Here is a 20,048-nt window from a genome sequence, read left to right on the forward strand (position 1 = left end):
TGCTATTAACCTTTGCTATCAGTCTTTGCTATGAATGTTTAAGTAAGGTCTCAAGTTCCTCACGCGATACGTTATCTATTGAATTACTATAGATAACTTCAGCCGGTGTATTACCTAAAACCGATACCGTATCACCCAATTCAAGCGCCTCTTCCAGATTATGAGTTACGTAGATCATACTGCGTGTTGGGTGATCACAGACCAAACGCTTAATAAGCCTCCTCATCTCTCTGGCGGTTGGCGGGTCTAATGAGGTTAGCGGCTCATCCATCAATACCAGTTCAGGCTTCAATAGTAAGCAACGGGCTAACGCCACACGCCTTGCCATACCTAATGAGATTTTAGCGGGATAATAGTCGGCATAGTCTTGCAGCCGAACCTCGCCTAACATACGAAGTACCGTCTCTTTATCAGGCTCAACTAACTGCAAGTTCTGCAAAATAGTGCGCCAAGGTAAAAGCCGTGGCTGCTGAAAGAGGTATCCAATATCAGGCTTACGTGGTAACCATTGATTGTGATGCTGATGTTTACTTTCGCCTTTAGTACTTGTCACTGTGTTGTCTTGCTTTAACCCGGCCATCACGTTAAGCAGCGATGTTTTACCGCTGCCGGAGGGACCTAACAAACAGTGAGTCTCTCCTGGGTTAAGCTTGAAGTTAAGTGCCGCAAGAATTTTCTGATCAGACAGCTCAAGACCTTCCAGATTAAATTCAAACATTGCCAGCACCTTTCTGCCAACGGGTCGCGTTGCGATCTAATGGTTGTAATATGAACCACTCAATGAATTGAACAACAAGGATAAAAGCAAAGCTATAAGCGAGGATGGTGGCGACATCAAACAACTGAAAAGCCAAGTGTAATTGAAAGCCGACACCGTCAGATCGCCCCAGTAGCTCAACAACCAGGACTATTTTCCAAATGAGCGCTAAGCCGCTGCGGGTAGCAATCATGATATAAGGAAACAATTGAGGCCACCATACATGTAGAAGCTTCTGGCGAAAGCTAAACCGATACATTATCGACATCTCTTCCAGCTCATGATCGAACATGCGGCCTCCCTCACGCAGGGTCACGGCAACATTTGGTAATTTATTAATAATAACCGCGGCAACAGCAGCCACTTCAATAAGACCGAACCAAATATAAAGCAGAATGATAACGACGAGCGCTGGAATGTTCAGCAATATAATGAGGATTGGATCCAGTATACGGTTTACCAACCTGAACCGCCCCATCAGCACGCCAAGTAGCCCACCCAGGAGCATAGCAAAAATAAAACTGATAAGAACACGCCGCAGTGTGACCAATAAGCTTTCGAGCAGCCGCTGCTCATGCCACTCTTTATTTAATGCCGAAAAAACGTCGGCGGGGGCGGGTAATAAGGGACTGGATACCAACGAAGCGATCACCCACCAGATAGATAGCAAACAAACAAAAGCGATTACCTGATCACCCATCCTGCCTATTTTCATCTGATCTCCTTATGAAAAAGCTGAGGATCAAGTGGTAAACCGCTAGGGTAGGGCTTAAGGTCATCAATGATTTTGTTGAAATTAACCGCATCTTCTATCTGTTGCTGATTAAGCTCATCAGGAATGCCTGCTCTATAACCTGTAATCAGGGCCTGATAGATCTGATCATTTTCAGCTTTCATCAATGGGCGTAATGTTTGCCAAGCGCTATCGTCCACAGCTAACTGCGCTTTAGCTGCCTTAACAGATTCATAGAATGCGCTAACAAGATCTGGGTGCTGATCCTCCAGCTTAGCTTCATATAAATAGCCCAGCATGGGCACGTTACTTTTTAGGCCAAGATCTCTCATGATTGTTTCAAGGCTATAGAGCTTTTGATATCCCTCTGCTTCAAGACGGGCACCATAATGCCAAAAGGTGGCTAGCATATCGAGTTGACCATTTTTCAGGGCTTGGCTTAATAAGGGCGGTGCACCGAACTGTATTATTGCCTCTTGCTGAAGATCAACCCCCTCTTTTTTGGCTGCCGCACGCATCAGGACCCAGCCCTTGTTCAAAGGGCCACCTGCAATGCCTATTCTCATACCTTTTAAGCTGGAATAACTGGATATATTGCTGCCTTGTGCTGCGATAATGCTGCCAATTTGCTTTGAAAAAGGTATGAATCGTAAATTGGCTCCCTTCAGGTTGCGTTCGGAGGCCCACAGCCAATCAGACACGATAAAATCTGTATTACCCGCAGTAATGGCGATACGTGCAGCTGACAGGCTTGCCACCCGGTCGATCACTAAATTGTAGCCATGTTTCTGATCCAGTTGCATCTGTTTAATATGCTGTAGTTCCCAGTTAACGGTACCCCATGCAATCACGGTAACTTTCAGCGTGGGTAGGGCTTGTTGGGCGATTAGCTGAGGAGAGAAAAAAAACAATATGCTGGATAAAAAAAGGGATAAGAAAGTTTGCATTTGGCACTCATTTTTTCAAATAGTAGATGTAGTAAAACCACATACCAACATAGGCTGCTGATAGATGAGTCAAAATGGTACTTTGGTGCCTGTTTTTTGCTCGATAGTCGTAGTTAGACTAATACTTTTGCAGGTGGTAATTGACGGTGTCATTCTTAGACCTGCTTAATACTTGTTTTAATAGTAATGTTTCTATGCAGTGGAGGCTTAAATGTTAGAGTTGAGACCTAATTGTGAATGCTGCGATAAAGATTTACCGCCTGCATCAACAGAAGCGTTTATTTGCACATTTGAATGTACGTTTTGTAAAGGTTGCGCAGAATCGGTATTAAATTATATTTGCCCAAATTGCTCTGGTAATTTAGTTGAGCGCCCCATTAGGCCTCTTGCCGCATTAAAAAATAATCCAGCGTCAGCTAAGCGTGTTTTAAAAGAACTAGGCTGTTGAGCGCAAAACGAACATCCGGGTAGGGTTCAAGTGAAAGTAAAGCGTATCGTCACAAATATCGAAGCGGCTAACCCAGAAAAAGCGGAGGCTTTCTATAAAGGCATTTTTGGGCTTGAGCTGGTTATGGATCACGGCTGGATAAGGACGTATGGCGTAGACTCAGAAATGACCGTCCAAGTAAGTATCGCCTCTGAGGGCGGCTCTGGCACACCAGTGCCGGATCTCTCCATCGAGGTTGATGACTTGGACACCGTTTTGGCTCGTGTAAAGGATGCGAAAATTGCAATAGAGTATGGTCCCAAGGTTGAACCCTGGGGCATTCGTAGATTTTATGTGCGTGATCCTTTCGGCAAACTTATTAATGTGTTGCAGCATGAATAACAAATTGAACCCTAATAAGAACAACCACTTTACGTTAGATAGGCGAGGAGATCCGGTGAAAAAAATACTATTGATCATAAGTGTATTTCTTCTTAGTGGCTGCTTAGGCATGCCAGAGTCTGTAAAACCAGTGTCAGGCTTTGAATTGCAAAAATATTTAGGGAAATGGTATGAAATTGCTCGCCTGGACCATTCTTTTGAAAGAGGGTTGAGTCAGGTAAGTGCCGAATATAGTTTAAAAAGTGATGGTGGTGTTGCCGTTATTAATCGTGGTTTTTCTGAGGCTGACAATGAATGGCAAGAGGCTGAAGGTAAGGCTTATTTTGTCAACGAAGATTCCGAAGGTTATCTAAAAGTCTCGTTCTTCGGGCCATTTTACGGCTCTTATGTCATTTTTGAGCTGGATCAGGGCTTAGATAGTGAGAGCTATCAATATGCGTTTATTTCGGGACCTAATTCAAAATACCTCTGGCTTTTAGCAAGAACGCCTTCGGTTGAGCCAGCCGTTATTCAAAAGTTTATCGATATGTCTAAAGAACGTGGGTTCAAAACAGAAAATCTAATCTATCCACAGCAGAAATAATACCTGTGCTGATTCTGAATCCTTTCATCTTGTTGATAGATCAAAACCATAAGCGTAAGTTCTGAGGATAACCGACCGCCGTTTCTTATTGATTTATGCAGGGTATTAAGATGGCCAACGATTCTAAAAATGCATTGCAGCGTGGTTTGGAAAATATACACGATCCATTCTCAAACTTCATTCGCGCCCAGACAACCTCCAGCTTGCTACTTCTGGTTGCTACCATCACAGCCCTTTGGTGGGCAAACTCAGTTTATTCTTCTACCTACCAGAATCTGATACACACACCGATTGGTTTTTTTGTAGGGGAGTTCGAGCTACGGGCTTCACTCAAACACATTATTAATGATGGTTTGATGGTGGTGTTTTTCTTTCTGCTCGGTCTTGAGATCAAACGGGAAGTATTGGCCGGAGAGCTCGCCCGACCTGATAATCGACGTATGCTGATTTTCTGTGCAGTCGGTGGAATGGTGTGTCCGGCTGTGATTTATGCCATGCTCAACTGGTCACTTGACTCGCAGATTGGATGGGGCATACCGATGGCAACGGATACCGCGTTTGCGTTGGGTGTCCTTGCTATCGTGAGAAAACATATACCGGTTAGTCTTCTGGCTTTCATTGTTGGCCTCGCCATTGTCGATGATGTCGGCGCGATAGTGGTCATTGCCATATTTTATACTCAAGAAGTATCTGTAATGCACCTGCTCAGTGCATTTGCGCTGATTGCATTTTTGGCTGTGGCCAACTACGCAGGGGTTCGCCAGCCGCTTTTCTATTTTATAATCGGCGTTGCCGCTTGGTGGGCGATGCTCAAGTCAGGCGTTCACCCGACGGTTGCCGGTGTCGCAATTGCATTGACGGTGCCAGCAAAACCCAAGTTGGCGACACGGAAATTGCGTGATAATGTGAAATCAATCATTGGCGCAATGCAGAAAAAAACAAACGAAGTGGATGTCCTTGGTAGCAGACGGGATCACGAGCAGGTGCTGGAGGTGCGCGATGATGCGGAGCGTGCCGGCACTCCTCTGCGGCGCTGGGAAGATGCGTTGGACTTGCCGGTATCATTGTTTATCTTGCCGTTGTTTGCGTTAACCAATGCGGGTGTAGTATTTGGCTTCAGCTCATTTGTCGAAAGCCTGCAGCATCCTATTGGATTAGGCATTATTTGCGGGCTCGTCATTGGCAAATTCATCGGTATTTCCGGTGCGTGCTGGTTAGGCTTGCGCTACAAAATTGGTCGTTTACCTGATAGCGTTAACCTTCAACATGTCATTGGTGTATCGTTCGTAGCAGGGATAGGTTTCACCATGTCCACTTTTATCGCCGCGTTGGGTTTTGACACGCAACCCGAGTATCTCCATATCGCTAAAACATCGATCTTGGCCGCTTCAGTTCTTTCGGCAATTCTTGGCGTATTATATATTCGGTTGGTTTCTACAAAAAAATAACCGAACGCTGAGCCAGGAAACTCGCCGGTTTGCATACAGGCGTTGGTTGCTCTTATTAGTTGTTCTTTATAGGCTTTTTGCTACGGCGTTTTTATAGGTTATAAGTTATGGGTTACGGGCGGGCGGTGTTTCTTTGATACGCCAGAGAAAGAACAATAATATGGTGGCACAGCTTATGAGCATGATTTGTAAATAAGGACGGCCAGACAATATAAGTATCGATATTGAAAAAGTAGCAATAATCATTAGGGTTGAGCGTTTTTTGGTTTGGCGAGACATGCGGTGGGTGGCTTCCCACTCTTTTAACGCAGGGCCAAACCAACGGTTGTGCAATAGCATTTGATGAAAGCGCGGAGAGCTTTTGGCAAAGCAGCCAAGCGCTAAGATAAGAAAGGGTGTTGTGGGCAAAATAGGCAAGACTACGCCGATGGCACCCAGCGCGATAAAAAACCAACCGCAACTAATCATTACACCATTTTTTACACCAGCACGGGTTATTTTGTTCACTCACGCAGCCTGTATCAATTTCTTTGTCTTTATATTATGCGAAAGCCTAACACAGTTAGTGGCTCGTTTATCCAGAAGCGATGGTTTGCCATTACTTTCTGCGTTAGCTCTGTTTCTGGTTTAGCACTCCTTCTGCGTTAGCGGTCTTTCTAGGTTAGCATTAAGAGTAAACTTCTTATTAGCTGAAAATAAAATGCCATCCGTATCCATCACGTTATAAGATTCAGTAAAAGCCACTCGCATATTGTGTAAATGTATCACTATTTGGTACTGGCTTAGTAGCGTTATACAGATGCCGGAGCCGTTTGATGAGTACGACAAGTAAGCCGAGTCAAGATGAGTTGTGTCAGCTATTTCGTGGCTTTATAGCCGCTCAAAATGTTATTTCTGATGCCGAAACACTCAAGCCTTATGAGTGTGATGGCTTGTCGATGTATTGCGAAATGCCGCTGATTGTTGTGTTGCCAGAGACAGTAGCGCAGGTTCAAGAGGTGTTACGTATTTGTCATCGTTATGCGGTGCCTGTGGTTGCCCGCGGAGCAGGCACAGGCTTGTGTGCCGGAGCAATGCCTAATGCTGAGGGGGTTGTTCTCTCACTCGCTAAGTTTAAGAATGTTATTGAGATTAACCCACAAACACGCACGGCCAGATTACAGCCCGGTGTGCGTAATTTGGCGATTAGCGAGGCGGCGGCTGAATATGGTCTGTATTACGGGCCTGATCCTTCCTCGCAAATAGCCTGTACGATTGGCGGCAATGTCGCTGAAAACTCAGGCGGCGTGCATTGTCTTAAATACGGTCTGACGGTACACAATGTTCTGAGCGTAGAAATGCTGACCGTAGAAGGGGAAAAGGTCACATTAGGCAGCGAAGGGCTGGATAGTTGTGGTTTAGATTTATTAGCGCTGATCAATGGTTCAGAAGGTTTGCTCGGTGTGATCACCGAGATTCAGGTTAAGTTACTACCGATACCGGAAAAAGCACGTGTGGTGATGGCAGGTTTTGATAACGTCCAGCAAGCCGGTGATTCTGTTGGTGGCATTATTGCCAGCGGTATTATCCCTGCGGGTTTAGAGATGATGGACTCTTACGCGATATCGGCGGCAGAAGACTTCGCTAAAGCGGGTTACCCCAAAGAGGCGAAAGCCTTGTTGTTGTGTGAGGTCGATGGCACCGCAGAGGAAGTACAGGAGCATATTGAGCAGGTAGAAAAGCTGTTCCATTCCTTTGGCGCTACCTCTGTCAGGACTTCACAAACAGAAGCAGAGCGTGCGCTGTTGTGGAAAGGCCGAAAGTCTGCTTTCCCAGCCGTAGGCCGTATCTCTCCTGATTATTACTGTATGGATGGCACCATTCCTCGTGGTCAGTTAGCGCATGTGCTCACTGAAATGCAGCGCTTGTCGGAACACTATCAATTACGTGTGGCGAATGTCTTTCATGCGGGCGATGGTAATTTACATCCGTTGATTCTGTTTGATGCGAATATTCCCGGTGAGTTTGCCAAGACCGAAGAGTTCGGTGGCAAGATTCTCGAGCTCTGCGTTGCGGTAGGTGGCTGTATTACCGGTGAACACGGCGTCGGGATCGAGAAGATTCGTCAGATGTCGGTGCAATTTACTGAGCTGGAGTTACTCCAATTCAACGCCATTAAAGATGCCTTTGATCCTGTGGGTACATTGAATCCAGGCAAGGGCGTGCCGACGTTGCGACGTTGCCAGGAGTACCGTTCGATAGAGCCCAAAAATAAGGATATGGAAAACAGTAACAATACCAATAGCAATAAGCATAAGGAGGGCGTTGCTCATGGCTGATCTATCTGCCGACATACAACAGCAAGTACTAGCTGCCCGCGATGCTAAACAGACATTGAATATTATCGGCGGTGGCAGTAAATCATTTATGGGCCGCGAGGCCGTAGGTGATCGGCTGGACGTCTCCGGACATCGTGGCATTGTAAATTATCAACCTGTTGAGCTGGTGCTGACGGCCAGAGCCGGCACGCCACTCACTGAGATTGAAGCAGCTCTTGCTGAAAATAATCAAATGCTCGCGTTTGAGCCGCCTCGCTTCTCGGGTGAGGCGACTCTTGGCGGCACCCTCGCGTGTAATCAATCAGGCCCGGGCCGGCCTTGGACGGGTTCTGTACGCGATCATGTATTGGGTGTTCGCTTAATTAATGGCCTTGGGGAGCACTTAAAGTTTGGTGGCCAGGTGATGAAAAACGTCGCCGGTTACGATGTCTCACGCCTACAAGCAGGCGCGATGGGCTCGTTGGGTGTTATCACGGAGATAAGTTTAAAGGTGCTGCCAAAACCGGCTGCAAGCCGCACACTGGCCTGGGATATGGGCGCTCAGGAGGCTATCACCTTTATGAATCAACTTGCTTCACGGCCTAAGCCCTTAAGCGCCGCGTGTTGGTTGCAGGGGCGTTTGTATGTGCGTTTATCCGGTGCGCTTTCAGCGGTGGAAGCGACGCTAAAAGAGTGGAAAGGCACAGAATTAACGCAAGATCAGGCCAATCAGTTTTGGCAGCAGTTAGGCCAGCAGGAATTGCCGTTTTTTGATACCGATCTGCCGCTGTGGCGTTTTTCGATTAACTCAGCGGCAAGTATTCCTGCACTGGATGAGTACTCTTTAATAGATTGGGGTGGGGCGCAGCGCTGGTTTCGTGGTGAGCAGGATAAGCTGCATATGGAATCACTGGCGGCCGCTGCAGGAGGGCAGGTCAGCCTTTATTCAGGTGGAGACCGTCGCTCGGAAGTGATGCACACGACACCCGCCGTTCTTCAGGCCATCCAAAAGCGGATTAAAACATCGTTTGATCCTGATGGTATTTTTAATCCCGGACGTTTATATCACTGGATGTAAAGCAGGCTTTTATGAAAACGGACCTCATTCCACACTATCAAGATTCCCCGCAGGGACAAGACGCTGAAAAGATTCTCAGAAGCTGTGTGCATTGCGGCTTTTGCAACGCGACCTGCCCGACTTACCAAGAGCTCAATGATGAACGAGATGGCCCGCGTGGACGTATTTATCTGATCAAACAACTGCTCGAAGGTGGCGAGGTTACTGAGAAAACCCGAACGCATCTGGACCGCTGTTTAACCTGTCGTAGCTGTGAAACGACATGTCCTTCCGGTGTTAAATACGGCCGCTTAATTGATTTTGGCCGTGCTGAAATCGAGAAAAAGCTCGACCGCCCGCTCAATCAACAATTCATACGCTGGGCGCTTCGTCGGGTGCTTCCTTATCCACAGCGTTTTGGCCCATTATTAAAAGCAGGGCAGGTCCTGAGGCCGATCATGCCAGAAGCGATTAAAACCAAGATACCGCCTAAGCGACAGCTGAATAGCCCGTGGCCAGCCAAGCGACACGGCCGGGAGATGCTGGCGCTGGCAGGATGTGTCCAGCCAGGTAGCGCAGCAAATACCAATATCGCCACGGCGCGCGTTTTAGATAAGTTGGGTATTACGCTGCTGGAAGAGCCTAACGCAGGTTGCTGTGGTGCCGTCAGCTATCATCTGGGTGCACATGATGAAGGGTTGGACTTTATGCGGCGTAATATCGATGCCTGGTGGCCAGCGGTAGAGGCGGGCGTTGAAGCGATTGTAATGACAGCGTCTGGCTGTGGAGCCATGTTGCAGGATTACGGCTACGCGCTAAGATATGATGCTAACTATGCTGAAAAAGCAGCAAAAATTAGCGAGCTGACCAAAGATATCAGCGAAGTACTGCACGCAGAAGACCTCACTTTGCTTTCTATTAATATCCGTGAATCTTCCGGCAAGGTTGCTGTGCATTGCCCCTGTACCTTGCAACACGCGATGCAGCAAAATGATGTGGTTGAAGGTATTCTTCAACGAGTGGGTATTGAGTTGACTCGCACTAAGGATAAACACCTTTGCTGTGGTTCGGCGGGAACCTATTCACTCTTACAGCCTGAAATGAGCCAAAAACTGTTAAGCAATAAGTTAGAAGCGCTAACGGGGGGGGAACCAGATCGTATCGTGACCTCCAACGTCGGGTGCCAGCTGCATCTGGAATCGAAAGCGAAAGTACCGGTGCAACACTGGATTGAATTGTTGGATCGCTGAGAAGCGCTACAAGGCATAGGAATAGTTAAAGAGAGAAATGTAGAATCAGAATAAATACAGGGGCTGGTTAGCCCCTGTATTGTAAACAGCTATCTTAACTTTTAAACGCTTGGCTTAAATGTTCGCTTTAAATATGTATCAAGACGGATTTAAGTTCAGTGTAATGCTCGATCACGGCTGATCCCATCTCTCTTCCCAGTCCGGATTGTTTATAGCCTCCGAAGGGCAGTGCTGAATCAAGCGCGGTATGGCAATTAACCCATACACTACCGGATTTGATGCGCGGGATCATGCGATGCACCTGTGATAAGTTATTCGACCAGATACTGGCACCTAAGCCATAGGGTGAATCGTTAGCGGCTTTAATCACCTCTTCAATATCTTCAAAAGGACGGGCGACCAGAACAGGACCAAAGATCTCTTCCTGTACAAGTGCAGAGTTTTGTGCAAGATCCACCATGACGGTTGGTTTAACAAAGTACCCAGGGCCGTTTACGCCATTTCCGCCGGCGGTAATAGTGGCGCCGTCTTGGCGGCCTTTTTCGATATAGCCGTTGACTCTATCCAGCTGCTTCGCCGAAACCAACGGACCCATTTGCGAGTTAGGGTCTAAACCGTGGCCTAGTGTGATGCTGTTTGCGATATCTGAAATATCAGCGACGACATTCTCAAAGTGTTTTTTATGCACATAAAGACGCGAGCCTGCACAGCATACTTGCCCTTGGTTGAAGAAAATGGCATTAGCGGCTCCTTGTGCTGCCATATTAAGATCGGCATCCTCTAAAACGATGGTGGGGGATTTGCCTCCTAACTCCAGGGTGACACGGGTCATGCTATCCATGGCCGCTTTACCGATCATTTTTCCTACGGGGGTTGATCCGGTAAAGGTCAGTTTATCAACATCAGGATGGGAGGAAAGAGCAGCACCGGCTTCATGTCCGTAGCCTGTTACGACGTTCAAGACCCCAGGCGGGTAACCGGCTTCCATGACAAGTTCAGCTAAGCGTAATGCCGTCAGAGGCGTATCTTCAGCGGGTTTTAAAACAACGGTACAACCGGTAGCCAGAGCCGGGCCTAATTTCCAACAGGATAACAACAGTGGGAAGTTCCACGCGACAATAGCACCCACAACACCCACGGCTTCGCGGCGAGTATATCCATGGAACTGCGAACCCGGCATAAAGGGAACCGATACATCAACCGTGCTGCCTTCAATTTTGGTTGCAAAACCGGCCATGTAACGAAGGAAATCGATGGCCAGTCGAATATCAACCCCTTTAGCAATGCCAACGCCTTTGCCGTTATCAATTGATTCAATTTCTGATAGCTCATCACTATTGGCTTCAATAAGATCCGCTAAACGCCATAACAGGCGCTCTCTGTCCGAGGGCAGGGCTCTGCTCCAATCTGAGTCTTCAAAAGTCTTACGCGCAACCGCTACTGCTTTATTGATATCTTCCTGACCGGCTGCTTGTATTTGAGTTATTTTTTCAGCGGTGGCCGGGTTGTAAACATCAATCGTTTTTCCGGAAACGGAGGCGACGGATTCACCATTGATGAACAGCTGATGGTTTCGATTAATAAAGTTGCTGGTTGCTTCGCTGGGAGTATATGTAGTCATAACAAGCCTTTTTATTGTTGTTTGATATTATCTGAAGATTAGCAAAGGCTGTGCCATACAAGAGGAATATCAATAACTCATTGTAAATAAAGAAATATATTAAATATTTTTTTGATTAGATAGAGAAAGGTATTGTTTCAGAGTGAGACAAACATAGGGTTGTCTGTGAGACGCCGGATCTTTACAAAGACGCTGTCTTTGCTCGTTTGTTGCAATAATTGTATCGTTTTTGAACAGCCGTCTCATTTTGGCACAGTTTTGGTTACTGCCAGATCTAGTGAGAAAGTACAGTATTTTACACTAACTCATTGTTAATAAAGTATTAAAGTTAAATTGGCACATCATGTGCTGTGTCATAGGTGTGAAACATATAACCCATTCTTAAAATAATCATAATAATCAGGAGGTCTTGTTTTGAAAAAGACACCCCCTATCGTTTCCGTAATGAGCGGGCTGCTAACAGCAGCTTCACTTTCATTTATTCCGTCGGCGAATGCTGCTGGTGCTGGTGCTGAAAGCATCGTCCAACAAAAATGTGTGGCATGTCATGAAGTGGAAGGTAAAACCTCCTGGAGTCGTATTAGCCATCAGCGCAAAACGCCTGAAGGTTGGTTGATGAGTATTGCGCGCATGCAAATTATGCATGGGCTGAAGATCAGTGATGATGAGCGTCATACGCTGGTTAAATACTTAGCGGACCGTCAGGGTTTAGCACCTTCAGAGACTGAAGGTGCGCGATATGCACTGGAACGTCGCTTAAATACTTCAGAAAGTTTCGAATCACAAGCATTTACCGAAACCTGCGCGCGTTGCCACTCTGGTGCCCGCGTCATGCTTCAACGACGTCCTGCCAGTGAATGGGAGCACCTAGTACATTTTCATTTAGGGCAATGGCCTACGACCGAATACCAGTCGCTGGCGCGTGATCGTGATTGGCTGGACTTAACGCTGAATGAAATGGTACCGGAACTAGCCGCAATGCTGCCGTTAGAGAGCAAGTCCTGGAATGAGTGGCAGAAAAGTGTAAAGCCTGATGTCGCTGGCAGCTGGACGTTTGCCGGAAAAATGCCGGGTAAAGGAGAAATGAACGGTGTTATGCAGGTGGTTGAAGGTAGCAAAGATCAGTTTAGTATCACGCTGACAGGCCAGTATGCTGATGGAACCACCTTCAAAGGTACAGGCGATGCGATTCTTTATACCGGCTATGAGTGGCGAGCCAATCTGACGGTTGATGGAACACCGATGAGACAGGTTTTCTCTACAGCGAAGACGGGAGAGATGCAGGGCCGGATGTTCGAGCGTGAACATGATGAGCGTGGATTTGATTTTGCTGCGGTTAAACAGGGCAGCGCTGAGCCTTCTATTCTGGCCGTTCAGCCTGAATATATTAAGGCGGGTGATACGGTTGAGTTATCCATTGTTGGAACGGGTTTACAGGGCGATGTGGTATTAGACGAGGGTTTAACACTACTGAAAGATGTTTCGTCTGATCAAAACAAGCGTGTCTTGCAGGTTAAAGCGAGTAGTTCTGTGGCTACGGGTGCGCAGGCAATCCATATAGGTAAGGCGAGTTCTGACATTACTGTCTATGACCAGGTTTCCAGCCTGAAAGTCATTCCTGCATTCCAGGTTGCGCGTGTCGGTGGTAACAATAGTTCTACTCCAAAAATAGAAGCGGCTTTTGAAGCAGAAGCGTGGGCTGCGGGTAGTGATGGTGTTGCCGGTACAGCAGATGATGTACGTATTGGTTTTATGCCTGCGTCCTGGTCGGTTGCGCCGTTCGATGATGCCTCTGCAGCAGATAATGATGTTCACTTCAGTGGACGGATGGATGCGGCTTCAGGTGTGTTTACACCTGCATTGGCTGGACCAAACCCTGAGCGCCGTATGAGTACTAACAATGCCGGCAACCTCAAAGTGGTGGCTCAAGTTGACGATGAAGGTAAATCGGTCACGGCGGATGGCCAGCTCATCGTAACGATACAGCGCTGGAATAACCCACCGATCCCGTAACGTTCAATAATTGAAATCCACATAATAATAATTAAAACGAGGAGCTGAATCATGAGTGCTGTACTTAACATAGTTGAGAACAATCTACATGAAGTTCGGGTAAGCGAACGGCAAATGATGTTTCATATCCCGACCAATTCATTATTTGAATTGGACTCGATGACACAAGATATTTTTGGGTTATTACGCAGCGGCGGTTTGTCGGTTGAAGATATTAGTCATCAACTTAATAACCGCTATAACAGCCATGATGTTCATGAGCTGGTGCATAACTTATGTGCATTGGAAGTCGTGAGCGACGGGTCTGGTTTAACACCTGAAATTAGCGCAAAAACAGTTGATAGATTTCCGTTAACAACAGTAGTTTTGAATGTAAATACGGGCTGTAACTTAAGCTGTACTTACTGCTATAAAGAGGATTTGGACAAGCCTTCTGAAGGCAAGAAAATGGACTTTGAAACCGCCAAAGCGTCTGTTGAAATGTTGCTAAAAGAATCACCTGATGAAGAAACCTACACCGTTGTGTTCTTCGGTGGTGAGCCGATGAGTAATTTGCCGCTGATCAAAGAGATGGTGGCATATTGTGAACAGCGCTTTGCTGAGGCAGGTAAGCGTGTCAATTTTGTAACGACCACCAATGCAACCTTACTCAATGAGGAGCTTGTCGACTGGCTTGATCAGCACCGCTTTGGTATTTCGATCAGTATGGATGGCCCTGAGGCTATACATAACAAAAATCGAATCACTGTGGGTGGACAAGGCACTTACGCCGTCGTTCGGCGTAAAGCTGAAATGCTGCTGTCCCGTTACCGCTCACGCCCAGTAGGTGCGCGGGTAACGCTAACCAAGGGCGTGACAGATGTTGAAGCTATTTGGGATCATCTTTTTAACGAACTGGGTTTTGCCGAAGTCGGCTTTGCGCCGGTAACATCGGGCGATATATCTGAATTTAACCTTTCTGATGAAGAGGTTAAGCAGGTTTTCGATAACATGAAAGCACTCGGTCAGCGTTATTTAGAAGCGGCATTGCAGAACCGTAATATAGGTTTTAGCAATATGCATCAGATGATAACGGACATCCATGAAGGTAATAAGAAAGCACTTCCGTGCGGTGCCGGTTTAAAAATGCTGGCGGTTGATCACAAAGGTGAGCTTAACCTCTGTCATCGCTTTACCGGTTCAGACCTGAATACCTTTGGTGATGTACACAAAGGGATTGATAAAGAGCGTTTGGGTGGATTTCTTGCTCAGCGTTTGGATCGAACCAATACGGGATGTGAGACCTGTCATATTCGTAACCTTTGTTCAGGAGGCTGCTATCACGAAAGCTACGCTCGCTATGAAGATCCGACGCGACCTACTTACCACTATTGCGATTTGATGCGTGACTGGGTTGATTTTGTCATTGAAACCTATAGCCGCATCATGGCCGATAATCCGGCCTTTATCGATACCTACATTACACCTCGGAGGGCTCTCTGATATGAAATTTCTTAAACCCATCAATAATAAAGCTCAACTGCTTGACCGGGCCGTCGCCGATAATCAGGTGGAAGAGGTCGTGGCAATGAGTAGCTTGGCAGGCTGCACTGCGACAACAGATCCCGGTTGGGAGATCGATGCTTTTGGTTCGGTAACCTCTCTTTGCCAACCTATGGAATCCGACCTTTATGGCTGTGCTGACCCTTGCTGGTGGCCGGCTCAGGTTCCAGACATGATGAATACTTATCAGGACTGGAATAAAGATGCCCAGAACTCTAAAGATGATTGGCGGAACCTGGGTACTGTTTTCCCCGCAGATAAAAAGTAAAGACAGGATGAGCATAATGAATATAACAAAAAAAAGGCCATCGCTGGCTAAGAGTTTGAATACCGCTTTGTTGGCTGTTACTGCAACTGTATTTCCTTTATTGGTGCAGGCTGCCGATGCGCCATTGGAGCCGGGCAATGAATACATGATCGTTGCTAATTACCCCAATCAAATCCATGTGATTGATGTGGAAACGGACAAATTGTTTAAGACGTGCAAAGTGCCAGGTGCTTTTGGGCCCGGCGTTATGCTGGTTGCCCCGGATAAAAAGACCGCTTATATATTGTCTAATCACTATGAAGATATCTACGGTATTAACTTAGATACGTGTGATGTGAGCTTTCATACGCGTTTTTCAAGTGATCCGACGGTACGTACAAAATCTATCTTTTCCATGGCGATTAGCCCTGATGGAAAAGAGATTTATGCGATACATAATCCCACTAAGCTAAACAGGGACCACTACCGGGTTCAACCAACGCAGTTGGCAGTTTATAGTGCTGATGGTGGCTTAGATGCAAAACCTATTCGTACTTTTCCGGTACCACGACAAATCACCGTGATGATGACCGGTGCGGACGGTGGTTTGTATATGGCGGGTGCAGACATCTATAAGTTTGATGTGAATACAGGTGAATACAGCACGGCTATTGCGAGCAGAAATTGGCAGCGGCCCTTATATGCACCGCCGGATGTATTGAATGCCTGGCCGATTCAAACACCGTCAAATGATTTCACAATTCTGTATACCACTGCCAAGTTTCAGGATGAATCGTACAATGTGGATACGGCCGATTGGATTTATGGCTTTATGAATGTTGATCTGGAAACAGGAGAGACTCAGACGACAGATTTTGGCCCGATCACTGAGATCTACTTTACGGGCATGATATCCCCAAAAGACCCTAATATTGTATTTGGCGTGCTTAATCGCTTAGCTAAGTATGATGTTAAAGAGAAAAAACTGATTCAGGCTGGTGCCCTTGATCATTCTTATTACTGCATTGCGATGAATCACGATGGTAGCAAAATATATCTAGGCGGCACATTTAATGATGTAGCCATTTATGATGCTGATTCATTAGAAAAGCTTGGCAATATTCAATTGCCGGGTGGTGATATGGCGATAAGTACCTCTCAAATCTTTATCCGTTAATACCTGGTTTTATCCTCTGGTTATTCCCCTAACAGAGACCGTCATCGGTCTCGTAGGGGCTTTTTTGTCTGAAATAATAAAAATGGTACTTAAAAATGATGATCCAAAAAAGAATCATAGTGGGGTTGGTTGCGACAGCGATGGCGGCAACAGCCCAATCTGCAGTATTAAGCTCATCTGATGAAACTCAAATTGAGCTTAATGTTGAAGCTATGGCAGGTGTGTTTTCAACGTCAGAAGATTATGTCGGTGAGAGTGGACGTACCTGGCAGGAAGGGTATGTTAAACCAACGTTTGTCGTTTCCCATAAATTACCCAATGGCATTCAGGGATACGCAGGGCTCGGTGCTATTGCACTAGGTACCGCAGGTGATGGTGATGCTGCAGGATTAACCAATGGAGATGAAGGGGAGTTCGATTTAGAAAATGCCTATCTGGGAGTCAGATCATCAAATAACCTGATAGATCTGTCAGTTGGGCAGCAAACATTCCAATTAGGTGACGGTTTCCTCATCGCTGGAGATGCTATCAGTTTGGGTGATTTAGGCGTGCCTGGTGTTGATGTAGATCGCGGCGGTGCTTATTACCTGGCGGGTAAGAAAAGCTTTAGTAATACCGCTATTTTAAAGGTCGATCCAGAAGGTAACTTCAGAGGAGATCTGTTCTGGTTACAATCTAATAACCCCTATCATCAGGACACTTCGCTGGCCGGTATTAATCTTGAATATGTTGATGAAACGCACGGTACGTTAGGCGTTAGTTATCTTTCTGTGCTTGAAGTTGATCAAGGCGCAGGTTTGGGTATATGGGATCAACGTGAAGGCATGGATGTTGTTAGCCTGCGCGGCCAGGGTTCGTTAGGTGTCGAAAACCTTTTCTTATCTTTTGAGTACGTAAAAGAAAGTGGGGGTGATTCTGCGGTTAAAAATGAGGGTAACGCCTGGTATGTAGAAGCCGGTTGGACTTTTGCTGATGTGGCATGGTCGCCTACTGTTAACTATCGCTATGCTCAATTTTCCGGTGATAACGCGGCTACGACTAAAAATGAAGCGTTTGATCCGTTATTCTTCGGCTTCACACGTGGCTTCGGAACCTGGTTTCAGGGAGAAGTCGCTTCAAATTATGCAGGTCCTGCCAACAGTGGCAATGATGTTAGTCGCCTGGAAATATCAGCGTCACCAAGAGCTGATTTGCAAGTGGGCGCACAATACTGGAAGTTTACTCCACAGGATGACGCCCCTGATCTGGCCGGTAGTGAGGTTGACCTGTATGCACTCTGGACAATCAATGATAACTGGGTGTTTAGCCCGTTACTCGGGATTTATATGCCTGATGGCGATGCTGTTGTTGGTGCTCAAGGGAATGATGATAGCAATATATATGCGCAGGCCGTGATGATGTATTTCTTTTAATAGTCAGGATAAAGCAGCCACTTTAATACCCCTTCATTGAAGTGGTTGCTTTTTTTCTGGTTTAATACCTATATTGCATTTTGCTTTGTAGTCGGTTTAAAGTAGCAAAGGTCGCCTTTCCAAAAAGACATCCGGTGTTATAACAATAATTAAGAACCAATCATCAAGAGGCATATTCCATGCCGTATAAGTTAGAGCAGAGAATTTACAGCGATCCACTTCATGATGCACAGCGTGCTCGTGAAAGGCTTCTCTTAGAAGGTGAGTTGCCCAGTGGCTTTTTACGTGCGCAAATTGAGGCGTCATGGCAGCGTAGCCTTAAAGCAGGTGTGCGCTTTAAAGATCCATTGGTTGCTCAACAAAGCTCTGCTTGTGATGTTCTTGAATTAAAAGAGAATCACCAGACGTTAATATCGATGGCGGCTCCTGAAATGGACCATCTTTCGCGTCAGTTTAATCGCGATAAAGGGATGGTAATTCTCGCCAATGATCAGGCAACGATTCTGTCGCTGTTGGGCGATAGGCGTTCCCTTAACAATGCTGGGAGTTATGCATTACAATCCGGCGCTTGCTGGTCTGAAGATACGCGCGGTACTAATGCATTAGGCACCGCCGTGGTAGATGCTAAGCCGGTGATGATAAATGGTAATGAGCATTTTCTGGACGGGGTGTCGTGCTTTTCTTGTACATCATCGCCGATCATGGGTGTTAACGGTCAGTTATTGGGTGTGCTGGATTTAACCACTGAGGCTAATGAACAGCATATTCAGGGTAATATGAGTGCCGTTCAGCTCGCTGCAAGAAATATAGAAAACCGGTTATTTATTTCTCATTTTCAAGAGCATGTAATTATTGCCTTTCATAGCCGTAGCGAGTATTTGCATTCAGCTTGGCAAGGGCTTATTGCCATTGATCTTGAGGGTAATATTCTGGCGCTTAACGAACAAGCCTGTCAGTTATTAAAAAAATCACGAGAAAACTTACTGAACCTACCGATTGAAACCATTACCGGCCAGGCGCCGACAGTGTTGCTGAATCAGCTGCTACGTAATAACGGTGCAACATTACAGCTCAGAGATGTTGTTCTTTATTGTGAGTTATTACATTTTCCTCGTCAGCTTAAAGGCTTGCCGGCTAGAAAAGAGTCTTTCGCTAAAGACGCGAGAAAATTAAAACGTCAAGCGAACCATCCGTCACTGCAAAAGGTGGGAGCAGAGCATCCTCGGTTAGCTAAAGCACTACGCATGGCCTTGAAAGGGATTGATCATGATCTGCCGGTCTTACTTAACGGAGAAACCGGTACCGGTAAAGAAGTCGTCGCACGTGCGTTACACAATCAGAGCCAGCGTGCTGACAAACCCTTTATTGCGGTGAATTGTGCCGCAATTCCTGAAGGCTTGATTGAGTCAGAACTGTTTGGCTATCGCGAGGGTGCATTTACCGGCTCTCGCAAAGGTGGCATGGTCGGGCGTTTTCAGCAGGCGAATAGCGGCACTTTATTTCTTGATGAAATTGGTGATATGCCTCTTGCCCTGCAGGCGCGGCTATTACGGGTTTTACAGGAACGTAAAGTCTCACCCCTGGGGGGCGGAGAAGAGGTTGATCTTGATATCGCTTTAATTTGTGCAACCCATCGGGATATCAAAACCTTAGTGAAAGAAGATACTTTTCGTGAGGATCTTTATTATCGCTTAAACGGTGTCGGTGTGCAGTTGCCGGCATTGAGAGCGCGTTCAGACTTAGATGTTTTGATCGCTGATTTGTTATCACGTATGGGAGCTGCGCATCTTAAAATTCATGATGAGGTTCTCGCTATGTTTCGTCAGTATGCCTGGCCGGGCAATATACGCCAGTTAGAAATGGTGATGAAAGCGGCGGTAGCATTTCTGGATGAAGGTGAAAAAGAGATCACTATTGATCACTTAACCGATGATTTTATTGAGGAATTGAACACCAATAGCTCATCCGGCCGAGCGGCGACAATTAAAGTTACTGAGCTGGAGCTGATTCGCAACACCCTTGAGCAGTGTGAGGGTAACGTCTCTGCCACAGCTACTACACTCGGTATTAGTCGAGCGACAATTTACCGCAAGCTAAGAGAATGTGAGGCCTGATACGCCTCGCCTGTTACATCT

Annotated in this window: 18 protein-coding genes; 13 read left to right on the forward strand and 5 right to left on the reverse strand. The window is 46.4% G+C overall.

Annotated features, from left to right (window positions below):
* Window positions 1-28: 28 nt before the first annotated feature.
* Genes BM099_RS06090 through BM099_RS06100 form a run of 3 tightly spaced genes read right to left on the reverse strand, consistent with a single transcriptional unit; the run spans window position 29 to window position 2,437 of the window.
* A complete protein-coding gene (locus BM099_RS06090; protein WP_090725783.1) occupies window positions 29-718 on the reverse strand; it encodes an ABC transporter ATP-binding protein in 690 nt (229 codons plus the stop codon).
* Window positions 711-1,472 carry an ABC transporter permease gene (locus tag BM099_RS06095; protein WP_198064131.1) on the reverse strand — a complete coding sequence of 254 codons (762 nt, stop codon included), beginning with the start codon at window positions 1,470-1,472 and terminating at the stop codon, window positions 711-713. Before BM099_RS06095 ends, BM099_RS06090 begins: the two co-directional genes overlap by 8 nt.
* Entirely contained in the window at window positions 1,469-2,437 is a 969-nt protein-coding gene (locus BM099_RS06100) for an ABC transporter substrate-binding protein (RefSeq protein ID WP_090725786.1), read from the reverse strand. Before BM099_RS06100 ends, BM099_RS06095 begins: the two co-directional genes overlap by 4 nt.
* Window positions 2,438-2,648: 211 nt before the next feature.
* Between BM099_RS06100 and BM099_RS06105 the strand changes: the two genes are divergently transcribed.
* The 4 genes from BM099_RS06105 to nhaA all read left to right on the forward strand — a co-directional run bounded on the left by BM099_RS06105 (window position 2,649) and on the right by nhaA (window position 5,297).
* Complete coding sequence (locus tag BM099_RS06105) at window positions 2,649-2,885, forward strand: DUF1272 domain-containing protein (RefSeq protein ID WP_090725788.1); 237 nt, start codon at window positions 2,649-2,651, stop codon at window positions 2,883-2,885.
* A 30-nt stretch (window positions 2,886-2,915) separates the two neighbouring features.
* Complete coding sequence (locus BM099_RS06110) at window positions 2,916-3,266, forward strand: VOC family protein (RefSeq protein ID WP_090725790.1); 351 nt, start codon at window positions 2,916-2,918, stop codon at window positions 3,264-3,266.
* 55 nt (window positions 3,267-3,321) lie between these two features.
* Entirely contained in the window at window positions 3,322-3,849 is a 528-nt protein-coding gene (locus BM099_RS06115; RefSeq protein ID WP_090726174.1) for a lipocalin family protein, read from the forward strand.
* A gap of 110 nt (window positions 3,850-3,959) precedes the next feature.
* Window positions 3,960-5,297: a Na+/H+ antiporter NhaA gene (gene nhaA, locus BM099_RS06120; protein WP_090726176.1), complete on the forward strand. Its 1,338-nt coding sequence runs from the start codon at window positions 3,960-3,962 to the stop codon at window positions 5,295-5,297.
* Between the two features lie 105 nt (window positions 5,298-5,402).
* Here the strand turns inward: nhaA and BM099_RS06125 are convergent, their stop codons facing one another.
* Window positions 5,403-5,804, reverse strand: a complete 402-nt coding sequence (locus BM099_RS06125; RefSeq protein WP_198064133.1) for a YbaN family protein — start codon at window positions 5,802-5,804, stop codon at window positions 5,403-5,405.
* Between the two features lie 308 nt (window positions 5,805-6,112).
* Between BM099_RS06125 and BM099_RS06130 the strand changes: the two genes are divergently transcribed.
* From BM099_RS06130 to glcF, 3 genes are read left to right on the forward strand one after another with little or no spacing between them, the layout of a single operon-like run.
* Window positions 6,113-7,615, forward strand: coding sequence for an FAD-linked oxidase C-terminal domain-containing protein (locus BM099_RS06130; RefSeq protein WP_090725792.1), 1,503 nt, complete (start codon window positions 6,113-6,115; stop codon window positions 7,613-7,615).
* The gene (gene glcE / locus BM099_RS06135; RefSeq protein ID WP_090725794.1) at window positions 7,608-8,672 is read left to right on the forward strand and encodes a glycolate oxidase subunit GlcE; all 1,065 of its coding nucleotides are present in this window, start codon (window positions 7,608-7,610) and stop codon (window positions 8,670-8,672) included. The genes BM099_RS06130 and glcE overlap by 8 nt, the downstream gene beginning before the upstream one ends.
* A gap of 11 nt (window positions 8,673-8,683) precedes the next feature.
* Entirely contained in the window at window positions 8,684-9,901 is a 1,218-nt protein-coding gene (gene glcF, locus BM099_RS06140; RefSeq protein ID WP_090725796.1) for a glycolate oxidase subunit GlcF, read from the forward strand.
* 127 nt (window positions 9,902-10,028) lie between these two features.
* On the opposite strand, the gene BM099_RS06145 is transcribed toward glcF, so the two are convergent.
* A complete protein-coding gene (locus tag BM099_RS06145) occupies window positions 10,029-11,522 on the reverse strand; it encodes an aldehyde dehydrogenase family protein (protein ID WP_090725798.1) in 1,494 nt (497 codons plus the stop codon).
* Window positions 11,523-11,936: 414 nt separating this feature from the next.
* Here BM099_RS06145 and peaA point away from each other — a divergent pair, with 414 nt between their 5' ends.
* The 6 genes from peaA (at window position 11,937) to BM099_RS06175 (ending at window position 20,027) form a co-directional block, all read left to right on the forward strand.
* Window positions 11,937-13,535 (forward strand): quinohemoprotein amine dehydrogenase subunit alpha, encoded by a 1,599-nt coding sequence (peaA, locus tag BM099_RS06150; RefSeq protein WP_232348970.1) that lies wholly within the window; start codon window positions 11,937-11,939, stop codon window positions 13,533-13,535.
* Window positions 13,536-13,586: 51 nt separating this feature from the next.
* Window positions 13,587-15,017 (forward strand): quinohemoprotein amine dehydrogenase maturation protein, encoded by a 1,431-nt coding sequence (gene peaB / locus BM099_RS06155; protein ID WP_090725800.1) that lies wholly within the window; start codon window positions 13,587-13,589, stop codon window positions 15,015-15,017.
* A gap of 1 nt (window position 15,018) precedes the next feature.
* Complete coding sequence (gene qhpC / locus BM099_RS06160) at window positions 15,019-15,345, forward strand: quinohemoprotein amine dehydrogenase subunit gamma (RefSeq protein ID WP_090725801.1); 327 nt, start codon at window positions 15,019-15,021, stop codon at window positions 15,343-15,345.
* 16 nt (window positions 15,346-15,361) lie between these two features.
* Entirely contained in the window at window positions 15,362-16,501 is a 1,140-nt protein-coding gene (gene peaD, locus BM099_RS06165) for a quinohemoprotein amine dehydrogenase subunit beta (RefSeq protein WP_090725803.1), read from the forward strand.
* A 95-nt stretch (window positions 16,502-16,596) separates the two neighbouring features.
* Window positions 16,597-17,913, forward strand: coding sequence for an alginate export family protein (locus tag BM099_RS06170; RefSeq protein WP_090725805.1), 1,317 nt, complete (start codon window positions 16,597-16,599; stop codon window positions 17,911-17,913).
* 179 nt (window positions 17,914-18,092) lie between these two features.
* Window positions 18,093-20,027, forward strand: coding sequence for a sigma-54-dependent Fis family transcriptional regulator (locus BM099_RS06175; protein ID WP_090725807.1), 1,935 nt, complete (start codon window positions 18,093-18,095; stop codon window positions 20,025-20,027).
* Window positions 20,028-20,048 lie beyond the last annotated feature (21 nt).

This window comes from Neptunomonas qingdaonensis (assembly GCF_900113275.1).
GTDB classification, from domain to species: domain Bacteria; phylum Pseudomonadota; class Gammaproteobacteria; order Pseudomonadales; family Balneatricaceae; genus Neptunomonas; species Neptunomonas qingdaonensis.